14 protein-coding genes are annotated in these 25,753 nt (G+C 63.9%); all 14 read right to left on the bottom strand.

The genetic code is table 11. The annotated features are described in order from the left end of the window. Positions 1-303: 303 nt before the first annotated feature. The 14 genes from LGM89_RS28810 to LGM89_RS28745 all read right to left on the bottom strand — a co-directional run bounded on the left by LGM89_RS28810 (position 304) and on the right by LGM89_RS28745 (position 25,723). On the bottom strand, positions 304-4,911 hold the full coding sequence (locus tag LGM89_RS28810) for an RHS repeat-associated core domain-containing protein (RefSeq protein ID WP_226274719.1): 4,608 nt from the start codon (positions 4,909-4,911) through the stop codon (positions 304-306). Positions 4,912-4,999: 88 nt separating this feature from the next. Further along, the gene (locus LGM89_RS28805) at positions 5,000-5,302 is read right to left on the bottom strand and encodes a hypothetical protein (protein WP_226274718.1); all 303 of its coding nucleotides are present in this window, start codon (positions 5,300-5,302) and stop codon (positions 5,000-5,002) included. Continuing rightward, positions 5,299-9,822 carry an RHS repeat-associated core domain-containing protein gene (locus LGM89_RS28800; protein ID WP_226274717.1) on the bottom strand — a complete coding sequence of 1,508 codons (4,524 nt, stop codon included), beginning with the start codon at positions 9,820-9,822 and terminating at the stop codon, positions 5,299-5,301. Before LGM89_RS28800 ends, LGM89_RS28805 begins: the two co-directional genes overlap by 4 nt. A 14-nt stretch (positions 9,823-9,836) precedes the next feature. Beyond that, entirely contained in the window at positions 9,837-11,102 is a 1,266-nt protein-coding gene (locus LGM89_RS28795) for a tetratricopeptide repeat protein (RefSeq protein ID WP_226274716.1), read from the bottom strand. Between the two features lie 15 nt (positions 11,103-11,117). Continuing rightward, a complete protein-coding gene (gene tssI / locus LGM89_RS28790) occupies positions 11,118-13,322 on the bottom strand; it encodes a type VI secretion system tip protein TssI/VgrG (protein ID WP_226274715.1) in 2,205 nt (734 codons plus the stop codon). Then, positions 13,319-15,982 carry a type VI secretion system ATPase TssH gene (tssH, locus tag LGM89_RS28785; RefSeq protein ID WP_226274714.1) on the bottom strand — a complete coding sequence of 888 codons (2,664 nt, stop codon included), beginning with the start codon at positions 15,980-15,982 and terminating at the stop codon, positions 13,319-13,321. The genes tssI and tssH overlap by 4 nt, the downstream gene beginning before the upstream one ends. A 12-nt stretch (positions 15,983-15,994) precedes the next feature. After that, complete coding sequence (gene tssG, locus LGM89_RS28780) at positions 15,995-17,074, bottom strand: type VI secretion system baseplate subunit TssG (protein ID WP_413227485.1); 1,080 nt, start codon at positions 17,072-17,074, stop codon at positions 15,995-15,997. A gap of 8 nt (positions 17,075-17,082) precedes the next feature. Next, a complete protein-coding gene (tssF, locus tag LGM89_RS28775; RefSeq protein ID WP_226274712.1) occupies positions 17,083-18,954 on the bottom strand; it encodes a type VI secretion system baseplate subunit TssF in 1,872 nt (623 codons plus the stop codon). A 4-nt stretch (positions 18,955-18,958) separates the two neighbouring features. After that, complete coding sequence (tssE, locus tag LGM89_RS28770; protein WP_226274711.1) at positions 18,959-19,516, bottom strand: type VI secretion system baseplate subunit TssE; 558 nt, start codon at positions 19,514-19,516, stop codon at positions 18,959-18,961. 16 nt (positions 19,517-19,532) lie between these two features. Continuing rightward, on the bottom strand, positions 19,533-20,024 hold the full coding sequence (locus LGM89_RS28765) for an Hcp family type VI secretion system effector (RefSeq protein WP_027791618.1): 492 nt from the start codon (positions 20,022-20,024) through the stop codon (positions 19,533-19,535). Between the two features lie 71 nt (positions 20,025-20,095). Next, the gene (gene tssC / locus LGM89_RS28760) at positions 20,096-21,604 is read right to left on the bottom strand and encodes a type VI secretion system contractile sheath large subunit (RefSeq protein WP_124576885.1); all 1,509 of its coding nucleotides are present in this window, start codon (positions 21,602-21,604) and stop codon (positions 20,096-20,098) included. After that, positions 21,597-22,151, bottom strand: coding sequence for a type VI secretion system contractile sheath small subunit (tssB, locus tag LGM89_RS28755; RefSeq protein ID WP_226274710.1), 555 nt, complete (start codon positions 22,149-22,151; stop codon positions 21,597-21,599). The genes tssC and tssB overlap by 8 nt, the downstream gene beginning before the upstream one ends. Before the next feature lie 73 nt (positions 22,152-22,224). After that, the gene (gene tssA / locus LGM89_RS28750; protein ID WP_226274709.1) at positions 22,225-23,340 is read right to left on the bottom strand and encodes a type VI secretion system protein TssA; all 1,116 of its coding nucleotides are present in this window, start codon (positions 23,338-23,340) and stop codon (positions 22,225-22,227) included. Further along, positions 23,327-25,723, bottom strand: coding sequence for a serine/threonine-protein kinase (locus LGM89_RS28745; protein ID WP_226274708.1), 2,397 nt, complete (start codon positions 25,721-25,723; stop codon positions 23,327-23,329). The genes tssA and LGM89_RS28745 overlap by 14 nt, the downstream gene beginning before the upstream one ends. Positions 25,724-25,753: the final 30 nt, after the last annotated feature.

Raw genomic sequence — 25,753 nt, 5'->3', positions numbered from 1 at the left:
GTGATCCGTTCCGTTACAGCCATCGCAGCCTCCGGCGCCGGACACCCGGCGACCGAACAGCTTACGCGGCCCGAAAGCGGACATTTCTATGTAGCCAAAAGCGGACATTTCAATCTAGCCACTACAAGCAAATCCGTCGATAATTCACGTTATGTCAAATGGTAGATATTCGTTCCCAAACGCCACCCACCTTGAGATCTCCGTCCGTCTCCGCCTGTCGCTTATAGGATCTCGTCATCAAAACGTCCAGCTTGGCGCAGTCCGTCAGTCACAGCTCGATCATGGGGCGAGACAACTCAATAGCTAGTGTTCGCCTTTGTTGTACGGCGGGAAATAAAAATATTTTGTATGTGCCAAGATTAATTCGGTTTCCAATGATTTGGCGGCAGCCTTTCCCTCGACTGTTCTCAGCCACTCCGGATAAACATCGATTCCTAATTTTGCAAAATAAGCCTGATGTTCACCAAATCTTGTCATATAACCACGCCCTGTCTCGCCGATGTGAAGAACCCTCTTTGTGCCAACCTCACGTATTGCATAGAGATCATGTGGCCCTGTCGCGGCAAGACTGTTACCGTGCGTGCTTGTTATGGATCGATACCAGCTACCATACCCCCCACCCGCACGATGTCCCCAGCTTTGTGAACGAGTATGTTGAACCCATTGCGCCATGCTCATATTGCCACCGGCGGCTTTGTACGCCTTCCACTTTGCCAAACGATCGGTCAAACGAGCCTCGATGCATGAGGCGTTCAATCCAAGTGGATCTTGCCATCCAAAAACATTCGGTGAGTATTGATACGGATTGGTTCCCGCAAGAAGACCTAACGGATCTTGGCTGATGAATTCGCCGAAATCGGGGTCGAAATATCTGTGACGATTGTAATGCAATCCAGTTTCCTGGTCATGATACTGACCGGTCAATCTCAATGGTTGCGCGATATCAAAATCAAAGCTGTCAAACTTTCCGGTCGGATTATGCCGACCCGACCATATAATCTCCCCACATATTCCATGCATTCGCGTTGGTGCGCCGTTCGGATCATTCTGGTAGAAGTAAAGCGCCTCTCGAGCATCAGTCAATTGTCGGGTTGGTTGACTTGATGCCTGGGTTTCCGTTAGATCACATTGGACTACTGCTAATGGTTGGAACGTTTCAGGAAGATGAACCCACTCGCGCGCGAAACAGGGCTGTGAATCATTTTCCACTGAGTATTCCCCCGTGAGAGCATTGCCATCCCATAGAAAATGGCTGATCAGCGAAACATGTCCGTGCAGCCCGTCGGCTTCCGCACGCCTGCGCACAACCTTCCGTATTCGTCGATTGAACGCGTCATATTCGTACTTTGCGTGAATTTGGGACGAGATCTCCCCTGAAGCAACTACAGTCGACCGAATCGTAGCCGTTTCGACTAGCTGCCCAGCCGCGTTCCAATATAGAGTCAAAGACTGTCCGGAATCCTGTTTGTGAATCAAGTTGCCACTTCTGTCGTACGTGAAGTTACAGCCGTCGTACTCGGCCTCTCGCACCCACGTATCGTCCCCCATGGCATCGGTTGCGTTTGTAGGATGAAGTTTGTGGATATCCATCGTTAGCAGGTCCCCGGCCGGGTTATGCAGAAAACGATGCAGTCGACCGCTCGGATCGACATGCGAAGTCACCCGGCCCACGGGATCATATTGGAAGCGCTCGACCGAGAAACCAGAATCGCGCCTTTCAATCAGTTCGCCGTTTGCGTCGTACGCGTATTCGCTAGCGAAAAGTACTCCGGTATCTGTCAGCAGCGTCCGGTGCGAGGCCAGTTGACCGCTGGGGTCATACGACAGCTCGCGTCGCAGATTTGCCCCCAGTTGCTCAACACGCACCCGCCCTAGAGCATCACGTTCAAATAGGACCGGCGTGGCCCCGTCAATCTGAATCGACATCGCTGCGCCGATGGCATCAAAAGAATAGCGGACGAGATGTTCGAAGACTCGCCGGCCGGCAACAAGCCGCGTCCTGCGCGCCGTCCGGTTGCCGGCTGAATCGTAATCGCTCGCGATCGTGAAAATGTCGTCCTGCCGTTCCTCGATCACATGACCATCCTCGTCGTAGCGCAACTCGATGCGGCAAGACGGATTTTCGGCACGTACCAGATTACCCTTGCGGTCATACTCGAAGTCGTCTACTCGAACGCCTTCGTCACCTCGTGTGCGCTTCTGCACGATGCGTCCAAGCTGATCATAGCGGTACTCGATCGTTTGTCCTGACGGGGTGGTGTAGTCGAGCAATTCGCCGTCTGGGCCGTACCGATAGCGTCGGGCTTGTCCCCAGTAGTCTGTCTCGACGATGATTCGCCCAAGCTCGTCACGTTGCAGCGTATATAGCTCGCCACGTTCATTGACAACACCGATCAACTGATTCTCAGTGTCGTATCGGTATTCGACTGTAGTGCCGTCGGGCGCGCATCGCTTGGTGATCTCGCTGAGCGCCGAATAGTCTATCTGCGTGACGTTCCCCACCGGATCACGATAGCGAATTAGATTGCCATCGGCGTCGTACGTACAATGGGTTTCGCGCCCGCCTGGTTCGATCGCGCGGGTCAGGTTGCCGTTTCGATCATATGAGTAGGCCCCCTGTCGCCCGAGTGGATCGATCGTTTCGACAAGATTGCCGCGAGCGTCGTACCGGTACTGTGTGCGATGGCCAAGTGCATTTGTCACCGCTGAGGGATTGCCATCCCTGTCGTGTTCGAAACACGTGATCGTGTCGCGCGGCCCTATATGTTTGACGAGTTGGCCATATTGGTCGTACTCGTAAAGTGATGTTGTTCCGGACGGCGCAATCTGCGTCAGGAGGTTACCGTGCCCATCCCACTCGTAGCGCCACAGCTGACCTCCGATCGACGTTACGCGCACAGGACGACGATCGGCATCGTATTCCGTGCGGATCATGCTTCCGTCAGGCAGTATCTGTGTGACTAGGTCGCCGTACGCGTCGTAATCCCATCTGGTTGCGTCGCCCGAGGGGGCGGTTTGGGCACTCGTGCGCCTTTGCACGTCGTATTGGTAGCTTGTCACGCCACCAAGCGGATCGATCTCTGCAAGGGGCAGGCCGTGCCTATCCAGTTGCAGGATGGTTGTATAGCCGCGTGAATCGGTGATCGTTGTTTCCCGCTGTTTGGTGTCGTATGAAAATCGGTAATCAAAGAGACCCTCGTCACCCCACGCTCGTGCGACGCGCCATATGCCATCGCTGCAGACACAATAGCTGTAAAAAAATGAAATCCCCCGTGCGCTTGTGTGGCTGATCATCCTGTGATCAGCCGTATAGTCGAAGCGATGCGGCTGCGCCATCGCATCGACGGCTGCACGTAAATCCCGCGCATGGTCCTGCTCGTACGTAGTGAGCGGATGCACGTGGCCGTCTCTATCGAGAAGGGTCAGTCCAGTCAACCAGGCGCCAGCGCGTAGATGGTCACTGTGCTTGATGGAGGTTTCCACTCGGACACTGCATTCGACTGCGCGTTCCGTCGGACCATCTTTCGCCCACTCTGCAATGCGAATGCAGACGAGGGAATTACGCTCAAAGACCCATGCGTTGCCGCTCAAGTCACCTATGCGTTCAATGAGTAAGGTAAGTCGGGCATTACTCTCGAGCGCACTGGCCGGTCGCAGCAAGGGAAACGCGAACGCATATTCGATCCCTTCGCGCGTACGCAGCTTCAATGTACTTCCTTGTTGATATAGCGCATACCCGTATTGCCAGTCGTAAACGCGTGATGACCAGCCCTCGCTGTCGGGAAGCCGATCGAATGCAGTCGAGTGATCTGGGAAGTGCGCCGCTGCACCGATTGCGCGCTCGTACGGCATCAGCTCGAGCCTGATATCCATGGGTGTCTGCCACCCTGCTCCCACCGCCCCATCGTAACTATTGGCACTTGCATAATGCCGTTCCCACACGAGTGGCAACCGTCCCGACACGGTGAAATCGACCTGTTGTACAACCACTTGTCCTGTTGTTGCATCGACCGGCTCCGCCTTCAGCACATTGCAGCGCAAGAACCCCGGCTTCAAATGGAGCTTGTCCGCCAGTGCCTTCGCCCACTTCGATCCCCGAAACGCCTTGAACAACCCTTTCGCTGCCGCCGCCATGTTCATGATCGGCGGCCCGCCCACCAATACCGGCCTCCCGGCCGGAATCGGCAGCATCACCGAACTCGGCATCGACGGATACGTCCGATCCGTATGCGCGCTGTTATGCGGAGGCGGCTCCATCCCGATCGACCAGCAACTCAGCGCTTCCAGCGCCATGTACGACATCGGATCGTTGTTGGCGAGCACCGTCTTGCTGCCCATGAACGATTCCCCGTCGTTAGACGGTTCAACCTCCTCAGGCGGCGGCGCAAACGATTCGCCGAGCGGAAAATGCAACCCCGGAACGTGATACGCATGTGTCCCCGCCGTGGCCCGCATCATCCCGTTCACAAAAATCGGCCTGCCGCTGCTGCCGCCGGATCCGACGTTCGAGCCAAGATCGTCACTGATGCGGCTCTTGATCTTGTTGGCCTCTTTAGCGAGCCTCATCCCCTCCGCGACAGTGGGGTCGTCCTTGAAGTCCGGCAGCTTGCCGCCACCCATTAGGTTATTGAGCTGATTATTGACCTCCTGGTCCGCTTCATCGGCGAGATGTTCCAGCTTCTTTACATCTTCGGGGTGGTGTTCGATGTATTCGGTCACTTTCTCCTGCGCGATCATCGTCGCGATGCAACCGACCACGGCCTTGGCGGCCTGGATGTACTCGCGCTTGTCGAGCATGAACCCGACATGAGGGTGCGGCAGGAACACCGGCGGCGTACCCGGCGTGACCAGCACCGAGTGAACATCGACCCCGACAACCGGATCAAGATGCTTGACCGCCAGAAGTGCCATCGTTGTCTCCGTTCGGAAGCTATCGAGTCACAGCGCGCGACCGATGGCTAACTTCATTCCGCCAACGGCCTCGGAAATCATCGCCACCCTAAGTTATTTTTTTAACGGCCCTTTCAACTGCGATTGACAATTTTTCAAAGCTTCTTGCCGTATCCGAGAATATTGGATTGTCCCAGTCATGCTCAAAAACCAGCTTGATATGAAAACTTCCGGTTGGTTCGAAACTGGGATACCAACCGATGTCCAGAATTCGATCGTTAGAAAAAGTTGCCTGAAATAGATCTTCCTTCAAGTCATCAATCTGAGACGCTATTTTTTTCTTCTCATCGAGCATGGACAGATCGTCAAAGACGATCTTTCCGCCATGCTTGGTTACGATGTCATTGATCATTTTTTCCCTTTCTTGGGTTTTTTGACACAAGTTAACTTTTTGAATTCTCTTTCCGTGATTGGGTGGCCGTGAATTACACCTGCACTCTCCTCGACCCGGACGAAGGTTGTCTCCTCCCCTTCGGATGCACCAATTACCTCGCCCATGTTTTTGACTTTCCAAGACTTTCCATTTGTTACGGCTTGTCCTGTGGCATAGATCTTTCTCTCCAATGCTTCTATGTCGGTCCCGGGTAAATATTTTGCCGGACCACTCTTCGTCGATTTGACAATGTCTGCCCAGGATACTCTATTGGATGTCGTGGCCTTGTGTTTGTTGCCGTGGTTGGTCCAATTGATAAGGCCCAGCGGGTCAATCCAGGCAAAAATATTGGGAGAAAACTGATACGGGTTGTCACCACCGCCCAACCCTAACGGATCTTGCGAGATGAATGATCCGGTGCTCGGGTCGAAGTACCGATACCTGTTGTAGTACAGGTTCGACTCGGGATCACAATACTGCCCTTGCAGTCTGATCGGCTGCGCTACCCACCGATCCACGCCTCTAACGGCGCCCGTCGAACAGTATCGTGCCTCCCAGACGACATCGCCACCGGCATCGTGCATCCGTACCGGCGCCCCGTTGGGATCGTTCTGGTAAAAATAAAATGATCCTGAACCATATAACGGCGATTCGTTCGCGAGATCGCAATGTATTGCGGCAAACGGCCGGAAAGTGCCCGGATAGTAGATCCACTCGCGTATGGAGACAGGTCGGTTCGCACCAGCAGTTCGCGTTCGCGCCTGCTGCACCTCATGCTGGCGATCTCGCGTTTGTGACAGACCGGAATCGCCCGCTTCGCTACCACTAGCCGCATATTCCCCACAAGGCGCATTACCGTCCCAGAAGAAGCGACTGGTACGTGAGACCGCTGGATGCCCCGTACGGCGGTGGCCCCGCTCATGCACAATCTTGCGTACTCGGCGTCGGAGTGCGTCATACTCGTATCGCGCGTGGATCTGAATGGTCGCGCCGCTTGCGGCAATGATATCCGGCCGAATCGCCATCGTTTCGACTAGCTGCCCAGCGGAATCCCAGCGCAGTGTCAGATCCTGTTCAGCGTCCTGTTTGCGAATCAGATTGCCCACTCTGTCATATGCAAAGTAGCAACTTTCAAGTTCGCCCTCTCGTATCCAGGTCGCTGCCTGATCGACGCCTGCGCCCGCAGTCCTGCGTTCTCGGACTTGCGTCTTCAGTCGATCGCCTGACGAGTCGTAGAGAAGGCGCTGGAGCCGACCAGCGGGATCGATGTGCGAGGTTATCCGGCCCATTGGGTCGTACTGGAAGCATTCGACGCCGCCGCGAGAATCACGCTTCTCGATCAACTCACCGTTCGCGTCGTAAACATATTCACTCGCAAACAGCGAGCCAGTATTGACCAACAGTGTTCGTTGTGCGGCGAGCTGACCGCCAGCGTCATACGAAAATTCACGCTGCAGATCTGCACTAAGGTGCTCTACCAGCACTTGTCCGAGCGCATCACGCTCAAGCACGACAGGCACGGCGTCGTCGATTTGAATCGACGACACGTTGTTCAGTGCGTCGTACACATAGCGCACGGTGTGCTCTACGGTCTCGCCATTCGCAATGAACCGGGTTTTGCGCGACGTTCGATTACCTGCTGCATCGTAGTCGCTGACGATCGTGAAATCGTCCCCCTGTCGCTCCTCAACGACCCGACCTTCTTCGTCGTAACGAAACTCGACGCGACAAAACGGGTTCTCAGCAGTCACCAAGTCTCCGGTCTTGCCATACGTGAAGCGGTCAATCCGGAGGCCGCCGTCCTGGTCTTGATCCGGAGCACGTCTCTCGACGATACGCCCAAGCCTGTCATATCGGTATTCGATCGACTGCCCTAATGGATCTGCGCTGACAAGCAGTTCGCCTGCAGTACCGTACCGATAGCGCCGCGCCTGCCCCCAATAGTCCGTTTCCGTGACGATACGACCGAGGGCATCACGTTCGATCGCATGGAGTTTTCCGCCTTCGTTGACGACGCCAACAAGTTGTTCTTCCGTGTCGTACCGATATTCGACCGCAGTGCCGTCGGGGGCGTATCGTTTGCTGACCTGTCCGAGCGCGGAGTAATCGATCTGTGTCACGTGTCCCGCCGGATCGCGATAGCGGATCAGATTGCCGTCGGCGTCGTAGGCGCAATGGATCTCGCGCTCCCCAGGCTCGATAGCTCGAATCAGGTTTCCGTTGCGGTCATACGTGTAACGGCTCTGGCGCCCCAGCGCATCGATGGTTTCGACGAGGTTGCCGTGTGCGTCATGCCGATATCGGGTGACCTGGCCAAGCGTGTTGGTCAACGATGCAGGATTGCCGTCCAGGTCGTAATCGAGCCGCGTGACGGTGCCGCGTGGCCCGGTCTGCTCGATGAGCTGACCGAATCGGTCGTATGCGTATCGAGTGACTGCGCCGGACGGGGTGATCCGCGCCAGCAGATTGCCAAGAGCGTCCCACTCGTATCGCCACTGACGATCGCCAATCGACGTCACACGGACGGGGCGGTGATGCTCGTCATATTCCGTTCGAATCTCGCTGCTATCCGGCAGCGTCTGTGTGACGAGGTTTCCGTATCCGTCGTATTCCCATCTGATCGTGCGGCCAGCGGGGTCGGTCCGGGCATTTGTGCGTCCCTGCCGGTCGTACTGGTAGGTCGTTACGCCGCCGAGCGGGTCGATCTCGACCACCGGCATACGTTGCTTGTTCAGTTGGAGGATGGTGGTGTAGCCGAGCGAATCGGTGATCCTGGTTTCCTGCCCCTCCGTGTCGTACGCAAAGCGATAATCGAATAGCCCTTTATCGCCCCATGCTCGATCGACGCGCCATACACCATCGTCGTAGACACGATGGCTGTAGTAGAACGACACACCTCGCGCGCTGGTGTGACCGACCATTCGATGGCCGTCGATGTAGTCGAAGCGATGCGGTTGCGCCATTGCGTCGAATGCGGCGCGCAGATTCCCGGCATCGTCCTGCACGTACGTGACGAGCGGATGTGTTCGCCCTTCATCGTCGATCAAGCTTAGCGCGGTGAGCCAGGCGGTGGTGTGCGCCACACCCGTTGTGCCGCATTTGACGGCACGGGCAGTCGGCCCGTCTCGCGTCCACTCCGAGATACGTACGACGCATCCTCGCTCGTCACGCTCGAAGACCCATGCGTTGCCGCTCAGATCGCTCATGCGCTCCACAGGCAAAGCTCGTCGCGCATTGCCGTCGCGTGTGCCGTTCGTTCGGGACGACCATCGCCGCGGCAGCACGAATCCGTATTCGATCCCTTCGCGCGTGCGCAGCATCAACCGGTTGTCCTGCCGGTACAGCGCATACCCATGCTGCCAATCGTAGACGTGAGCGGGCCAACCGTCGTCGGCCGGTAGTGCGTCGAATGCGGTCGAATGGTCTGGAAAGCACACGACGGCGCCGATTACGTCGTCGTGCGGCATCAATTCGAGCCGGGTATCTGCTGGAGTCTGCCAACCTGCGCCGACAGCCCCGAGGTACGGATTCTGGCTCGAGTAGTGCCGTTCCCACACGAGTGGTAGCCGCCCCGATACCGTGAAATCGCTTTGCTGAACGACGACTTCACCCGTAGTCGCATCGACCGGTTCCGCCTTCAGCACATTGCAGCGCAAGAACCCCGGCTTCAAATGGAGCTTGTCCGCCAGCGCTTTCGCCCACTTGGATCCCCGAAACGCCTTGAACAACCCTTTCGCTGCCGCAGCCATGTTCATGATCGGCGGGCCACCCACCAACACCGGCCGCCCGGCCGGAATCGGCAACATCACCGAACTCGGCATCGACGGATAGGTTCGATCCGTATGCGCGCTGTTATGCGGAGGCGGCTCCATCCCGATCGACCAGCAACTCAACGCCTCCAACGCCATGTACGACATCGGGTCGTTGTTGGCGAGCACCGTCTTGCTGCCCATGAACGATTCGCCGTCGTTCGACGGTTCAATCTCCTCAGGCGGCGGAGCAAACGATTCCCCGAGCGGAAAATGCAATCCTGGAACGTGATACGCATGCGTCCCCGCCGTCGCCCGCATCATCCCGTTCACGAAAATCGGCCTGCCGCTGCTGCCACCTGACCCGACGTTCGAGCCAAGATCGTCACTGATGCGGTTCTTGAGCTTGTTGGCCTCGTTCGCGAGCTTTATTCCCTCCACGACGGTGTCCGGCAGCTTGCCGCCCCCCATCAAGTCATTGACCTGCTGATTTGCCTCATCGGCGAGATGTTCCAGCTTCTTTACATCTTCGGGGTGGTGTTCGATGTATTCGGTCACCTTCTCCTGCGCGATCATCGTTGCAATGCAGCCAACCACGGCCTTTGCGGCCTGGATGTACTCGCGCTTGTCGAGCATGAATCCGACGTGAGGGTGCGGCAGGAATACAGGAGGGGTCCCCGGCGTGACCAATACCGAATGGACATCGACGCCAACAACCGGGTCGAGATGCTTGACGGCCAGAAGTGCCACGGTTTCGCCTCCGCTCAGCGCCCGCTACGCAACGCCGCGACCTTCTCGCTCAACGCGTTGCGCCGTCGGTCGTGTACACCCAGCTGCGACACCATCCACTCGACAACCATCGGCAGACTGCTGTTCGCCCGCATCGGCTCGTCGATCATCAACCCCGCATCGAGCGCATTGAACCCGGCCTCCAGCGCGTGCTCGCGCTCCCCTGCCCGCTCCCAGCACACGGCACTCATTCGCCATGCCTCGACCGTCATCAACCCGTCCTTCGCCGCCATGGTCGACGCCGCCGCACGCTCATAGCAATACGCCGAGTGCGCATAATCCTTGTGCGTCAGATGCACGCTCCCCTCGCCGAACAACCCGTTCGCCACGAGCTTGTGCCCCGCCGGATGCCCGGCCTCGACCGCGCGCATGCCGCTGCTGGCGGCGCTCTGGTAAGCCTCGATCGCCTTCTCCCGATCGCGCCATTTCAGATAGGCAGCCCCCGCAATCAGATGCACGACGACGCATTGATCGAACCACTGCTCGCGCTCGGCCACCTTCAGCGCCGCCGCGCGAAGCTCCTCCAGCCGAGACGGACTACCGCCTTCGATCATCTCGGTCAGCATCACGAAATGCCGTCGAAACTCCCCGCTCGGCCCGCGCTCGCCCGATTCCGCCAGTAACTCGCGAGGCACGCTCGCCATCGAATACTTGCCGTGCACGACGCGAACCGCGGCGCGATGCCGTTGCATCAGCGCAGCAAACGACGCGATATCGATACGCGGCACGACGAAGCGCACGCGCTCGGCAAGCTGCGGCGCGATCGCAATGATCGACAGCAAATCGTCCATCCATCGCACCCATGCCGTTTCATCTCGCACTTTCACAGGTTCCAGCACGAACACCATCGCCGGAAAAACGTCCGGATGGTGCTGCATCAGGCTGTCGGTCACAGCGAACAGATAGAGCACGGGATTCTTGCCGTCGTCGTACGGCGCTTGCCAATCCGCATGTATGCCATGTGCATGGGACGCCTCTCGCCGGCTGTCGTAGAACGCGATCAGTTCATCCGTCAACGCCTTCGCATAACCCGCTTCATTGATAAACGATGCCCGCATCGTCCTGACCGCGCACGACGTCTCGTCCTGAATCTGGAAATACAAGTGCACGAGTTCCGCATCCGTCTCGTCGGTTTGCCAGATCATCAATCGCGCGTCCCGCTCTTGCGCGAAACTCATCCAGTCCGTATGCGCATCCATGAACCTGCGCTCCACCGGGTTGGTCGGCTGCCAGTTCTGCATTCGCGCGTGTCTCCGTCACGGATTCAGTTTCAGGACGGCGCCTTCGACCGTGTGCTCGGCGGTCGCCGACGACGTTACCGTCTTGCCGTTCACGCTGTGGGTGTTCGTACCGGTCGACGCGACGTTGACGCCCTGGATCGTGATCGTGCCGTCGCTCTTCATCACGATGCTGGACATTCCGCAGACGAGCGAAAGCTGGTCGCCGGCGTTGACGGTCACCTGATGCTGTACGTTTGTCGTATGGTTCGCACCGACGTTGACGGTGTGTTCGCCGCCGACCGTGTGCGTATGCGCGTTCGCGATCGTCGACGTTCGCGTGCCGATTTCCTCGGTATGCGTGGACCCGACCTGCGTCTTCATGTCCTGAGACGTCGTGTGATAAAGCTGCGCGACGCTCAACGTCTTGCCCTCGCCGATCGTTTCGGTCTTGGCTTTGGCGACCGTCTCGGTATGCACGCCACCGATCGTCGCGTCGCGATTCGCGGCGATCGTCACCGTTTCGTTCTGTCCGACCGTCCGCGTCCGGTTGCCGACAACCCCATGCGTCTCGTTCGCCCCGATCTGCGCGACCCGGTTCTGCCCGATATTCACCGTCTCGTTCTGCCCCACGCTCCGCTGTCGGTTGTTCTTCACCTGCATCGTTTCGTCGTTCCCGACCGTGTGCGTATGGTTGTTCCCGACAGACAGCGAATGATCGAGCTCCGTCTCCGCATCGAAATTCCGTTCCGCGTGCATCCAAAGCTGCTCGGCGCCCTTCTTGTCGTCGAACCGGAACGCATTGGCGTGGTCGGTCGTCCCGCCCGGCGACGATCGCGACAACATCCCGCTCTGCGTCGCACTCCCCGGCAGTCCCCACGGCGGCATCTTCTCGCCGTTGTAAACGCGCCCGGTCACGATCGGCTCGTCCGGATCGCCGTTCAGAAAATCCACGACGACCTCATCGCCCACCCGTGGAATCTGCACGCCCCCGAACCCACCCCCGGCCCACGGACTCGACACCCGCACCCAGGACGACGAATCCTGGTTGCTTTGCCCGTACCGGTCCCAGCGGAACTGCAGCTTCACGCGCCCATACTGGTCGGTCCAGATTTCCTCTCCCGGCGGCCCGACGACGGTGGCCGTCTGCGGCCCGTTGGTGCGCGGCCGCGGCGTCTCGCGCGGCGACCGGTAAGGCAGGCTCGACGGCTGCACGAGCATCATCGTCTGATGCACGACGGCCTCCGCACCCTGGTCGCTCGCATACGCGTTCTCCTGAAACCGATACTGGCACCGCACGATCAGGTACTCGCGGTTCTGGTCCGCACGCGGGCAATGTTCGAGCGTGAACAGATAACCGGGTGCGACACCGCGCACATCGGTATCGGCGTTCGCCCGCTCATGTTCCGCCTGCTGTTCCTCGAGCCGCACGCGGCTGTAATGCGCACCGGGTGCATCGTCGCGATACCCCCCCGGCCACTCGAACGAAGCTAAACCGTCGTGATCGTGCCCACGCGGATCGACTTTCTGCGACGAAAGATCGGCGCGCGGCTTCGTATAGTCGTAGTCGGTGGTCTGGTGCCGGCCGACGCTCACCGCCTGCGCGGGCAGCCAGCCGTCGATGTGCTCCTCGTCGGCGATCGCGGTGCGGTCGCGCGCGATGTACGGAATCGTCTCGTAGCCGGGCAGCACGGTGTGCGACGACATCGCGTCGCCGAGCATCAGCGTATGCGTGTCCTCCGCATGCCGGAACCAGAAGTAGATCCCCTCGAACTCCATCAGCCGCGACACGAACGCGGCGTCGGTCTCGTTGTACTGCACGCAATAGTCGCGCGGCACATACGATTCGGCGAGGTGGTTCTCGATCGGAAAGCCGTACGTCGACAGCACCTCCTGCACGATCTCGGGCACCGTCTTGTTCTGGAAGATCCGGCAATCGGAGCGGCGCGTCGCGAGCCACAGCCACGGGCGCACGATCAGCTCGTAGCCGTAGTAGCGCTCGGCGCGCCGGCCGGAAAGCGATGCGCGCGCAACGATCCCGTTCAGGTAGCGGGTCGACAGGTCCTGCTGTTCGATCCGGACCGTCACGGGCTTGCCGAGCATGTCCTTCAGCGACAGGCTGTGACTGTCGGCGAGCGCCTCGATCCGGAATTCGAACAGGCGGCCGAGTTCATCGCTGCCGTCGAGCGTATGGAACTTGAGGCCGTCGCCGTGCGGGCTGTCGAGTGTGAATACGCGATTCAAGTCGTTTCCTCCTCGTCGAACCGGTACGTGAATTCGCCGTCGGCGGCGCTCAGCTCGATCGACGACAGCGTGCGGCCTTCCAGCGTGGCCTGCAGGATCGCGCGGCCGATGCGCGGCATCACGGTGTGCGTGAGGATCGCGTCGACCATCCGGCCGCCGGATTCGATCGTCCGGCAACGCTCGACGACCAGCGCGGTCGCCGCATCGGTGCAGCGCAGCCGGATGCCGTGGTGCGCGTCGATCCGCTGCTCGATCCGCCGCAATTGCAAGGCGACGATTCGCGCGAGCGTCGCGTCGGTGAGCGGGTAGTACGGCACGACGGTCAACCGGCCGAGCAGCGCCGCAGGAAACACGTCGAGCAGCGGCGCGCGCAGCACATCGGCGAGCGTCTGCACGTCGGGCAGGCGCTCGGGATCGCGGCACAGCTGCATCACGCGATCGGCGCCGACGTTCGAGGTCAGCAGGATCACCGTATGCCGGAAATCGATGTCGCGCCCCTCGCCGTCCTCCATCCAGCCCTTGTCGAATACCTGGAAGAAAATCTCGTGCACGTCGCGGTGCGCCTTCTCGATCTCGTCGAGCAGCACGACGCTGTACGGGCGGCGGCGCACGGCTTCGGTGAGCACGCCGCCCTGCCCGTAGCCGACGTAGCCGGGCGGCGCGCCCTTCAGTGTCGACACCGTATGCGCTTCCTGGAATTCGCTCATGTTGATCGTGATCGCGTTGTGTTCGCCGCCGTACAGCGTGTCGGCCAGCGCGAGCGCGGTCTCGGTCTTGCCGACGCCGGACGGCCCGCACAGCAGGAACACGCCATGAGGCTTCTTCGGATCGTCCAGCTTGGCGCGCGCGGTCTGGATGCGTTCGGCGATCAGCTCGACCGCGTGCTTCTGGCCGACGACGCGCTCGCCGAGCGTATCGGCGAGCTTCAGCACGGCCTGCGTTTCGTCGCGCACCATGCGGCCGAGCGGAATGCCGGTCCAGTCGGCCACGACGGCGGCCACCGCGTGGGTGTCGACGGCGGGCAGCACGAGCGGCGCATCGCCCTGCAGGTCGGCCAGCGCCTGCTGCGCGGCCGAGAGACGGGTTTGTGCCGCAGCGCGTGCATCCGCATCGAGTGCGTGGGACGGATCGTCGTCGAGCAGCAACGCACGGGCATCGACGATCGCGGTCAAGGCGTCGCGTTCGGTTTGCCAGCGGGTGTCGAGCCGGTCGAGTTCGGTCCGGGCGGTGGCAATGTCGTGCTCGATCGCATCGCGCCGCGCCGTATCGCCGGTGCCGAGCGCGCATTCGCGCCCGATCCGCTCCTGTTCGACGCGCAGGCTGTCGATGCGGCGGCGCGCATCTTCGATCGGCGCGGGTACCGCGTGCTGGCTGACGGCGACGCGCGCACAGGCCGTATCGAGCAGGCTGATCGCCTTGTCCGGCAACTGGCGGGCGGGAATGTAACGGTGCGACAGCGTGACGGCGGCCTCCAGCGCAGCGTCGAGCACGAGCACGCGGTGATGGCTTTCGAGCTTCCCGGCGAGGCCGCGCAGCATCGTCAGCGCGGCCGCTTCCTCCGGTTCATGGACGTGCACGAGCTGGAAGCGTCGTGTCAGCGCCGGGTCCTTCTCGATGTACTGCTTGTACTCGGACCACGTGGTCGCGCCGATCGTGCGCAGCAGGCCGCGGGCGAGCGCGGGCTTCAGCAGGTTCGCGGCGTCGCCGGTGCCGGCGGCCCCGCCCGCGCCGACGAGCGTGTGGACTTCGTCGATGAACAGGATCGCGGGCCGCTCGGACGACATCGCTTCGTCGATCACGCCGCGCAGCCGGCTCTCGAACTCGCCCTTCACGCTCGCGCCGGCCTGCAGCAGCCCGATGTCGAGCAGGTACAGCGCAACGTCCTGCAGCGACGGCGGCACGTCGCCGTCGGCAATCCGCAGCGCGAAGCCTTCCGCGACCGCCGTCTTGCCGACGCCGGCCTCGCCGACCAGCAGCGGGTTGTTCTGCCGGCGTCGGAGCAGGATGTCGACGATCTGACGAATTTCCGGATCGCGTCCGATCACCGGATCGATCTCGCCGGCCCGCGCGCGGGCGGTCAGGTCGACGGCGAAGCGTGCAAGCGCCGAGCCGTCGGAGGCGGCGGCGGTCGCGCCGCGCATCGTCATGTCGCCGCCCGGCGCCGCCTGCCCGGCCGGTGGCGCTTCGGGCGAGCCTTCGACGATCGACGCGAGTTCGTCGGCGAGCACGTCCGGCACGATGCGCTCGAATTCGCGCGTAATCGCCAGCAGCACGTTGCGCAACTGCGGTGTCTTCAGGATCGCGAGCAGCAGCACCGCGCCGCGAATACGCGTCGCGTCGTACTTCAGCGTCGCGTAGACCCACGCGCGTTCGACCGCATCGTCGATGTGCACGGACAGATCCGACACCGAGCCCGCGCCGCGCGGCAGCTTGTCGAGCGCGGTAACGAGCCCGCGGTCGAGCGTGGCGGCGTCCACGCCGAAGTGGCGCAGCACGCGCGGCAGGTCGCCATCGGGCCGCTGCAGCATCTGCTTGAACCAGTGCGCGAGCTCGACGTACGGATTGCCGCGCAGCCGGCAGAAGCCGGTCGCCTGCTCGAGCGTCTCGTAGAGGAACGGATTCAGCTTTCCGAACAGGTTGGCGCGGCCGATATCGGACATGACGGTTCCCGTTTAGGCGGTTTCGCGATGAAGGGGGGCGCCGCCGCGCCGCACGTCGTAGCGAACGACGAGGTCGCGCGCGGGGCCGTGGTCGAGCCGTTGCCCGAGCCACGCGGTGCGGCCGATGCCCTGCGGCGCGCCGAGCGCGATCGCCGGCACCGCGTCGGCCGCCAGTTCGAGCTGCACGTCCCAGTCGAACTCGATGCCGACGTATTCGCGCACCCATTGCGTGAGCTGCCGGGCGTGCGGGCCGTCCGGCAGGAAACGGCGGTACGCGTCGAGCGACAGCGGGCCGAGCACGATCCGGAAGCGCGACTGCGCATCGCGCACGGCCACACCGAGCGCGACGGCGCCGACTCGCAACGTCGGCCGCGTCGCGCGGATCGTGCAGCGCTGCGAACGTTCGATCGCGACCCACTGCGGCACGTGCTCGACGATGCGCGCCTCGACACCGAAATGCCGGCGCAGGATCTGCACGAGCCCTTCCGGGTTGCGCGTGTGCCGCACGAGATGGCCCGCGTGGAACAAGCGCGCATGCGGCGCAAGCATGTCGGTATCGGCTTTCGCGGCCGGCTTGTCGCCGTGTGCCGCCCGGCCGATCAAGCTCGCGACATAACCGTCGAACCGTGCGCGTTCCGGGCGATCGAGGCTCACCGTCGGCTGCGCATCGGCCCAGGCGCGGTAGAACAGCAGGATCAGCCGGTGATGAAACAGGTCGGCGAACGCGGCGAACGTCGGGTCGTCGTGCTGCGCCGCGCGTTCGTGTGCGTATTCGGTCAGGTGCGTGGGCAGCGGCCCGTTCGGGCCGAACAGCCCGAACCCGTGGATCGCGATGCGCGGCGGCATGCCGCTGCCCTCGTCGCTCACGCCGGCCAGCATCGACGCCGCGAACGCGAGCGACGGCTGCTGCCCGAGCCGCACCGGCTCGTCACGCGGCCGCGTCGCATGGCCGAGCGGCGCGCGGCCGGGCGACAGCGCATCGAGCCAGCGCAGCGCCTGGAACAGGTCGTAACCGTGCGGCGCGGCGCGCAGGCGTGCCCACCACGCGTCGCGGCGTGCGGCTTCGGCAGCCGGCCCGGCGGCCGGAGACATATCGCGCTTCATATCGCGGGCCGCCTGCCGATGCGCGCCGGCCAGTGAGCGAGCGTGCCGCGCTGCGCACTGGTCAGCACGCATTCGGCGAACGCATTGATCGACACGTGGCGCGCGAAGAACTGTTCGAGTACCGCGCCGAGCAGGAACGGACTGTCGCCGGAGAATGCGTGATCGTCGACGGTCACGTCGACCTGCACGCCGCGCCCGAACATCAGCGGCCCGGACGCCGGCAGCCGGCGGAACACCGGCGAGAACGCCACGCGCAGCACGCCGTCGATCTGCCGGCGCATCGCGGCATCGGCCGGGTCGGCATGCAGGCCGAGCAGTGCGCGCAGCGCATGCGCGCCCTCGTCGTCGTCGAGATCGGTCAGCGTGTGGCGGGCCAGCCCGAGATGGCGGATCAGCCGCCATGCGGATTGTGCGTCGGCGATCGGCGGCCGAGGCCGCGACGGGCCGCGGATCGCGACGATGCTTTCGACGGGGGCCGATACGCGCAGCGTGAACGTGTTCGCATCGCCCGGTGGCTGCAGCAGCACGAGATCGCGATTCGTGCACAGAGTATCGGCCGCCAGGTAACGCATCGTTTCGTCGTACGGCGCGCACTGGCTGTCGACGAGCGACACGTAGGTTTCGCTGCCGACGTAGCCGGTGCGCGTGCCGTTCGTACGTGCCTGAGAGGACACCAACCTCGGTTCGCGCCGCACCGTGTAGTAAGCGCCGTGATTGCCGTCGTCGCTCGCGAACGATGCATGAAACGGCCGGAATTCGCGCGACTGGCCATCGTCGCGCTGCTCGCTCGCGAGCCGCTGCACCGCATAGACCTCGTAGTCGAGCGGCCGGCTGCGATCGACGACGACATGGTGCTCGCGCGCGCCCGGCTGCAGCGGAATGCGGTCGGCGCGGCGCGCGAACAGGTTCACGGCCGGCGTGCAGTTCAGCGCGAGGTGTTTCGCGCTGACGGCCGCCTCGAGCGCCGCATCGTGGCGATCGAACAGCACGGTCAGCTCGAACGCGTCGCCGGTCGCGCGCGCGAGCGCGGCGCGCAGCCCGCCGATGCTGAAGAACAGGAAACGCGCCGGAAACGCGAAATACTCGCGCAGCAGCCGGTAGCCGTGGAAGCTACGGCCGTCGTCGGGCAGGATCGCCTGGGCGGGATCGAAGCCCTCGTGGACGATCGCGTCGGCATCGAGCGTATGCAGCCAGCGCGGCGGCTGCGCCGGATCGTGGCACACGACGCCGAGCGCATGCGCGGCGATCAGTTCGAGCAGGTGCAGCGCGTCGCGTTCGGGGCCGGCGAGATGAAACGTCAGTCGGTCGAGCGGCAACTGGGACAGTTTGGCACCGCCGCGCGCCTCCAACCGGATGCGCAGCGCGCCGCGCACGTCCTGCCGCGCGGCGAACGCGCCGCGCGGCAGCCACGACGGCGCACCGGTGACGGTCGCATCGGTCAGTTCGAGCGGCCACAGCGTCAGGTCATGCGCGGTGCGGAATTCGCAAGCGGTCTGCTCGGACGCGGCCGGACGCGCGCGCAGCGCGGTGCCGGCCGGCAGCCGCCAGCCTTGCGCAAGGCTGCCTTCGTTCAGCAGCGGCGCGAACCGCACGATCGCCATCGACGGCAGCGGCGCGATATAGCCGGGATACACGGCATCGAGCAGCGCCTGCGTGAAGCGCGGAAACTCGGCGTCCATCTTGAGCTGCACGCGCGCGGTGAGGAAGCTGAAGCCTTCGAGCAGCCGCTCGACGTACGGGTCGGGCGGCCCCGATTCATTGAGCCGCAGCCGCGCGGCCACCTTTGGGAACTGCTGCGCGAATTCGCCGCCGAGCTCGCGCAGGTACGCGAGTTCGCGGTTGTAGTAGTCGAGCAGGCGCGTATCCATCGCGTCAGGCTCCTGCCACCGATTGCAGCGACATCGCGCCCGTCTCGAGATCGAGGTCGGAGCGCAGCACGAATTCGAGCGGATGCGGGATCGACCACAGCGTGCCGCGAATCTCGAACAGCAGCACGTTGTGGCGCCGTTCGCCGGCGCGGCCGCCGGCGGCGTCGATCACGCTGCGCACTTCGACGCTGTCGGGCGCGATGCGCGGCTCGAAGCGGAGGATCGCGTCGCGGATCGACGCCTCGACCGACATCCGCTCGACGCCCGACATCGGCTTGCCCACGAGCGGCCGCATCCCGTAGTTGAGCACCGACGCCTGCGCGTGCGCGAACGCCGACCAGTCGACGAAGCCGTCCTCGGCGTTGCGCGTGTTGAGCAGCCACGCGAGATCGCGCAGCACGGCCGCGCGCAGGCGTTCGGTGCCGATCCACTGCGCGCCGGGCGCTTCGGCGGCGCGCTGCGGCGAGTCGTCGGTGAGCCGGTCGAGCAGCGCGGGCTGGAGCCGGTCGCGCAGGCTGCCTTCCCTGCCGTCGCGTCCGTCGCGGGTTCGCGGGTCGTCCATCGTCATCTCCGCGCCGTCACATCTCGGTGTTTTCCTTGATGTTCCAGCCGACGGTCACCTCCGCGCCCTTGCCGCCGTTGTCGTTCTGCTGCCAGTACTGCTTCTTCACCTTCGCGGCCTGGAAGCCGTAATGCATCATCAGCCGGTCGGCGACGTCGCCCGGATCGATGCCCGCGACCTGCGCGGACGTGACGAGCACCTCCTGCAGCGTCACGCGCATGAACTCGACCTGCGTGCCGCCCGTCTTGCACGCGGAGATCTCGACCGACGAAAGGTGCTTGCCGTTCGCGCAGTTCTTGATGATCGCGGGCGCGCCCTTGTCCATGTACGCGGCGACGACGAGATCGTTGAAGCTCGCCTTGCCCGCGTTGCCGCCGCTGCCGCTCGCCATCGCGCCCGGCTGGCTCGCGCCCCACGTGAACGACTGGATGTCGGTCCAGCCCTTGTGCTGCGCGTCCGCCGATTCGCCGGTCACGCCGTCCACCTTCATAAACATTGCCACGCCCATTGCCGTCTCCGTTTCAGTGCGATGTCAGGATGAATGCCGCGTTGAATGCCGATCGTTGCTTGCTGCGCTGCTCACTCGTTGGCCGCCTTCGCGGTCGGCAGCCGCGAGATGAGCCGCAGCGACACCGTGAGCCCTTCGAGCTGGTAGTGCGGCCGCAGGAAGAATTTCGACGTGTAGTAGCCGGGGTTGTCCTCGACCTCGTCGACCACCACCTGCGCGGCCGCGAGCGGCTTGCGCGCCTTGGTTTCCTGCGACGAGTTGATGGGGTCGCCGTCGACGTAGTTCATGATCCAGTCGTTCAGCCAGCGCTCCATGTCGTCGCGTTCGCGGAACGAGCCGATCTTGTCGCGCACGATGCACTTCAGGTAATGCGCGAAGCGGCAGCACGCGAACAGGTACGGCAGGCGGCCGGACAGCCGCGCGTTCGCGGTCGCGTCGGGATCGTGGTACTCGGCCGGCTGGTACAGCGACTGCGCGCCGATGAACGCCGCGAAATCCGAGTTCTTCCGATGCACGAACGGCATGAAGCCGTTCTTCGCGAGCTCGGCCTCGCGGCGGTCGCTGATCGCGATCTCGGTCGGGCATTTCTGGTCGACGCCGCCGTCGTCGGTCGGGAACGTGTGGCTCGGCAGCCCTTCGACCGCCCCGCCCGATTCGACGCCGCGGATCGACGAACACCAGCCGAACTGCTTGAACGAGCGGTTGATGTTCGCGGCCATCGCATACGCCGAGTTCGCCCACGTGTAGCGGTCGTGGTTCGCGGCGTCGGTGTCTTCCTCGAAGTCGAATTCGTCGACCGGGTTGGTGCGCGCGCCGTACGGCAGCCGCGCGAGAAAGCGCGGCATCGCGAGGCCGATGTAGCGCGAATCCTCCGACTGCCGCAGGCTGCGCCACGCCGCGTATTCGGTGTTCTGGAAGATCTTCGTCAGGTCGCGCGGGTTCGACAGCTCCTGCCACGAATCCATCTGCATCAGCTCCGGCGACGCGCCGGCGATGAACGGCGCGTGCGCGGCCGCCGCGATCTTCGACAGCTCGCCGAGCATCTCGACGTCCGGCGGGCTGTGGTTGAAATGGAAATCGCCGACCAGGCAGCCGAACGGCTCGCCGCCGAATTGCCCGTATTCCTCTTCGTAGATCTTGCGGAACAGCGGGCTCTGATCCCACGCGACGCCCTTGTAGCGCTTCAGCACCCGCGCGACCTCGTTGCGCGACGCCGGCAGCGCCTTGATCTTCAGCAGCTCGTCGGTCTCGGTGTGCGTGACGAGGTAATGCAGCCCGCGCCACGCGCCTTCGAGCGTCTGGAACTCGTTGTGATGCAGGATCTGGTTGATCTGCTCGGACAGCTTGCGGTCGATCTCCGCGATGATCTGCTTCACGCTGCCGTATGCATCGGTCGTCATGCCGACCGTATGTTCGAGCGCCTGCTGCGCGAGCGTGCGCACCGCGCGCTCGACCGACTCGCGCGCCTCGGCCGTCTTCGGCTTGAACTCCTTCTGCAGCAGTGCGGCGAATTCGTCGTGCGCGACGGCCGGTTGCGCGGCGTCGCGCGTGTCCGCGCGGGATTGGACGGGATCATTCATCGCGGGCCTCCGGTTGGGTCGCGTCGCCGCTCTGCGCGGGCTCGTGCGGATTGCGCACGAGCGTCTTCAGCAGGTCGGGATCGTTGATCGCGCGCTCGATCAACTGCTCGGCGCCGTGCTTGCCGTCCATGTACGACAGCAGGTTCGACAGCTCGGTGCGCGCCTCCAGCAGCCGGCGCAGCGCGTCGACGTTGCGCGCGATCGCGGCCGGCGAGAAATCGTCGATCTGCTCGAACGTCATGTCGACGTTGAGCATCCCTTCGCCCGTCAACGTGTTCGGCACCTGGAACGCGACGCGCGGTGCGATCGATTTCATCCGCTCGTCGAAGTTGTCGACGTCGATCTCGAGAAATTTCCGCTCCGGCAAGTCCGGCAACGGCTCCGCACGCTTGCCCGCCAGGTCGGAAATCACGCCCATCACGAACGGCAACTGCACCTTGCGTTCGGCGCCGTAGGTCTCGACGTCGTACTCGATCTGCACGCGCGGCGCACGATTGCGCGCGATGAACTTCTGTCCGCTGCCTGCCGCCTTGGTTCTGTCCGTCATCGTCCACTCCTTCACATCGATCAGGTTGCGCAGTTGGTCGTCACCGCCCACATCGCGGCGGCGCTCGCTCGTTTCATTCGCTCCGCTCGCCGCTCAGCAGGTCCAGCTTCGGCAGGCTCTCCGGTGCGAGATCGCGGATGATTTCGTAGAAGTCGAGCGCGAGCAGCCGTTGCGCGCGCCGCAGCAGCAGCGGCGCCGGATGGCTCGGCTCGTGTTGCTCGAAATAGCGGCACATCTTGTCGAGGCCGATGCGCACGTCGTCGCGGCTCGTGACCTCGGCATCGCGCCAGGTGTGGGCGTTCGGTATTGCCCCCGGTGCGGTTGCGGCGGCGCCTGGCTGTGCCGTGTCGCCGGGCGCGGCCTGCTGCATGTCGGGCGACCCCGGTTGAGGCTCGGGCAGCGGCACTTCGCGCACGATCCGTTGCAGCGCCTTCTCGGCGTCGCCTTCGTCGGGCGTCCATTCGCGGCCCAGCCGGTCCGTCACGCCCGCGCGGATCGCCTCCAGCGCGTGCAGTGCCGCGCGCGCCGCGTCGAGCGGCGTCGTGCCGTTGCTGCGCGCGGCCGACAGCGCAGCCAGCAGGCTGTCGCGACTGCCCGCCACGGGGCTGCCGGCGTCGTCGCGGCCGTCGAGCAGCCGTTCCGCATCGCGCACGCTCGGCCCGCCGTCGAACAGCGGCTGGCGGCGCGCCGCGCGCGCGCAGTCGTGCGCGCCGGCTATCTCGGCGAGCGCGTTCATCCGCAATGTCGGGTCCGGTTCGCCGTCCGCGTCGAGCCGCGGATGCAGGTCGTCCCAGCGGCGTTCGAGCAGGTTTGCGACGAGCGCGAGCGCGTCCGCATAGCCCGGAATACCGTGTTGCTCGATCCAGCTTCGTGCGAGACAGGCGAGGACGCGCAGATCCTTCGTGCGCGCCGACAGCGCCAGCGCGAGGCGCTCGACCGCCCGCCAGTCGGGCGCTTCTGCAGGGATCACGGTGTCGCCGTATTGCTGCTCGGCACGCGGCGTCGCGCGCTCCTGCAGTTGCAGGAACTCGGCGTCGTATTCGAGGTTCGCGCCGCACCGCGCATCGGGTGCGACATCCGCGAGCAGCTGGCCGATCAGGTCGGCGCGCGGCGTCGCCGGCAGGCCGGGCGGCACCGTGGCATATGCGGCGGCGGCCAGCGCCGCCTGGCTGACGTCATTCGAATGCATAGTCGATGTTGACCGGTTTGCTGCCGAAGTCGATCGCCACGGTGCGGTGCAACGGCGGCAGCGTGCCGTTGCGGATCTCGATCACGTAGACGCCCGGCGTCAGCGATACCGAGCGCAGCGGCGGGCTCGCGCCGCGCCGCGCGCCGTTCACGTAGACGTCGCCCCACGGCCGCACGTTGAAACGCACCTGCACGGTTTCCTGGGCCTTCGGCGGACGCGGCTGTTGCTCGGCAGGCAGCACGTTCACGGCGGCGACCGCGGTGTCGGCTTCCGATGGTGGCTTCGATTTCGTCGCGGGCGTGGTTGCCGGCGCAGCCGCCGCTTCCGACGGCGGCACGTTGACGACGCGTTCCGACGAATCGAGGCTGCCGGCGGGGGCGATGCCCGAGCTGGGGCCCGACGGGGACGGAGCCGGGTTCGTCACGGTGGTCGCAACCTGCGGCGCGGGCGTGGCGGCTTCGACGGCAGGCGCGCTGGCCGGCGCGGCGGCGACGGCGGGCGGTGGAACCTGCGCGGACGATCCGGCCGGCAGGCTGGACGGCGGCACGACGGTCGGTGTCGGCCCTTGCTGGGCAAGCGTGGCGCCCGGCGTGCTCGCGGGCGGTGACGTACCGGCCTGCGGCTGGCTCGCGACCGATGCGGCTTCGTCGGCGACGCGGGCGGGACGCGCCAGATAAGTCGCCGCGAGGCCGACGGCGATCAACGCAACGAGTGCGCTGCCGGCGTAGACAGGCAGGCGGCGATTGCGCGATCCAGGCGGAGCGTGGCCGCGTTGGGCGCCGGTCGGCACGGATGCGCCACTCGATGACGAGGCCGACGCCGATGCGGCGGGATGCGGTGCGGTCGAAGCGGCGGCGCCGGCAGCCGCGGATGCGTTCGCGTTGCCGGAACCGGCTGCACCTTGCGCGTCGATGTCCGGGGCCGTATTCGCTGATCGCGTACCGGCTTCGTTGTCGGTCATTGGGGATCGCGTACCGGCTGCGTCGCGTGTGTCAGTTCGTGCAGCGGGCGCTTCTTGCTTGCGTTCGACGTTTCCGTTCGGCGTTTCGTATTCGACCGGTTTTTCAACCGGTTTCGCAGACGATTGAGACGTATGCGATGCAACAGACGCTGCGAGCGAGCCCACAGCCGCAACGGCGGCGCCTTGCGCGATGGTTCTGGACGTCGAAGGCGCATCGGCCTCCGGCTTGGCGCCGGACACGCCAGACGATGCGGATGCCGTATCCGTAGGCGCAGACCCATGATCCGCACCAACTGGCGTCGACGCCCGCCCATCCGCCGCAGCGTTGCCCGAAGCGGTCCCGCCAGCACCGATCGAAGCCGCCGCAGCAGCCGACGCGACGCCGGACGCAGCAGAAGCCTCCCCCTTCCCTTCCCCGCTCCTGCCTGCCTCACCCGCCGGCGGCACGACCGCCGCGCCATACCCGCCGCCCGTCCCGACGTCCCGCAACCCGAGTTCCGCCGCGAACGCCGCGACCGATTCCGGCCGATCCGGAATCCGCAACTGCAGCGCATGATCGACCGCCGCGAGAAACGCCGGGCTGTACACCTCGCCGGCCGGCAGTTCGCGCGACGCGAGCGGCCGGTACGTGTCCTTGATGCTGCGCACGACGGCCGCGGGCGGCAGCTCGCCGGTGATCATCGCGTGCATCACCGCGCCGAGCGCATAGAGATCGGTCCACGGCCCCTGGCTGAACGCGGGATCGTCGGTGTACTGCTCGATCGGCGCGTAGCCGGGCTTGATCATCATCGCGCCGTCGTCGACCAGGTCGCCGATCCGTTTGCGCGCCGCGCCGAAGTCGAGCAGGATCGCGCTGCCGTTCGGCCGGATCAGCACGTTGTCGAGCGCGACGTCGCGATGGAAGCACTGCGCGCGATGCAGCGTGTCGAGCGCGCCGAGCAGCGCGCCGACGATATTGCGCAACTGCGTCTCGCTGATCCGCATCCCGCCGTCGAGCAGTTGCTTGAGCGTGCGCCCTTCGTAGAACGGCATCACCATGTACGCGGTGCCGTGGCTTTCCCAGAAATGCAGGACCTTGACGAGCCCCGGATGATCGAATTGCGCGAGCAGGCGCGCTTCGTTGAGGAACGCGCCGCGGCCGGCGTCGAAGGCCTGCGCGAACCGCTCGGAGCGCAGCGATACCGTGTAGTCGCCGCCGCGCGTCGCCAGCATCGACGGCATGTATTCCTTGATCGCGACCGCGCGCCGCAACGTGCGGTCGAACGCGCGATAGACGATCCCGAAGCCGCCGATGCCCAGCACCTCGTCGAGCTGCAGTTCGCCCAGGCGATGGCCGAGCGGCAGCGGCCGCACCGTGAATTCGGATGCGTCGCCGCGTGTCGCCGTGTCGTGCTCGTTGTCTCTCGATCCAGCGTCCTTCATCTCCACCACCTCTCGAAACCGCGTCCATTC

This window comes from Burkholderia sp. AU31624, assembly GCF_020420065.1.
In the GTDB taxonomy this organism is placed as follows: Bacteria; Pseudomonadota; Gammaproteobacteria; order Burkholderiales; family Burkholderiaceae; genus Burkholderia.
Note: the sequence above shows the minus strand (reverse complement) of the source record. Positions and strands in the feature narration are given on the sequence as shown.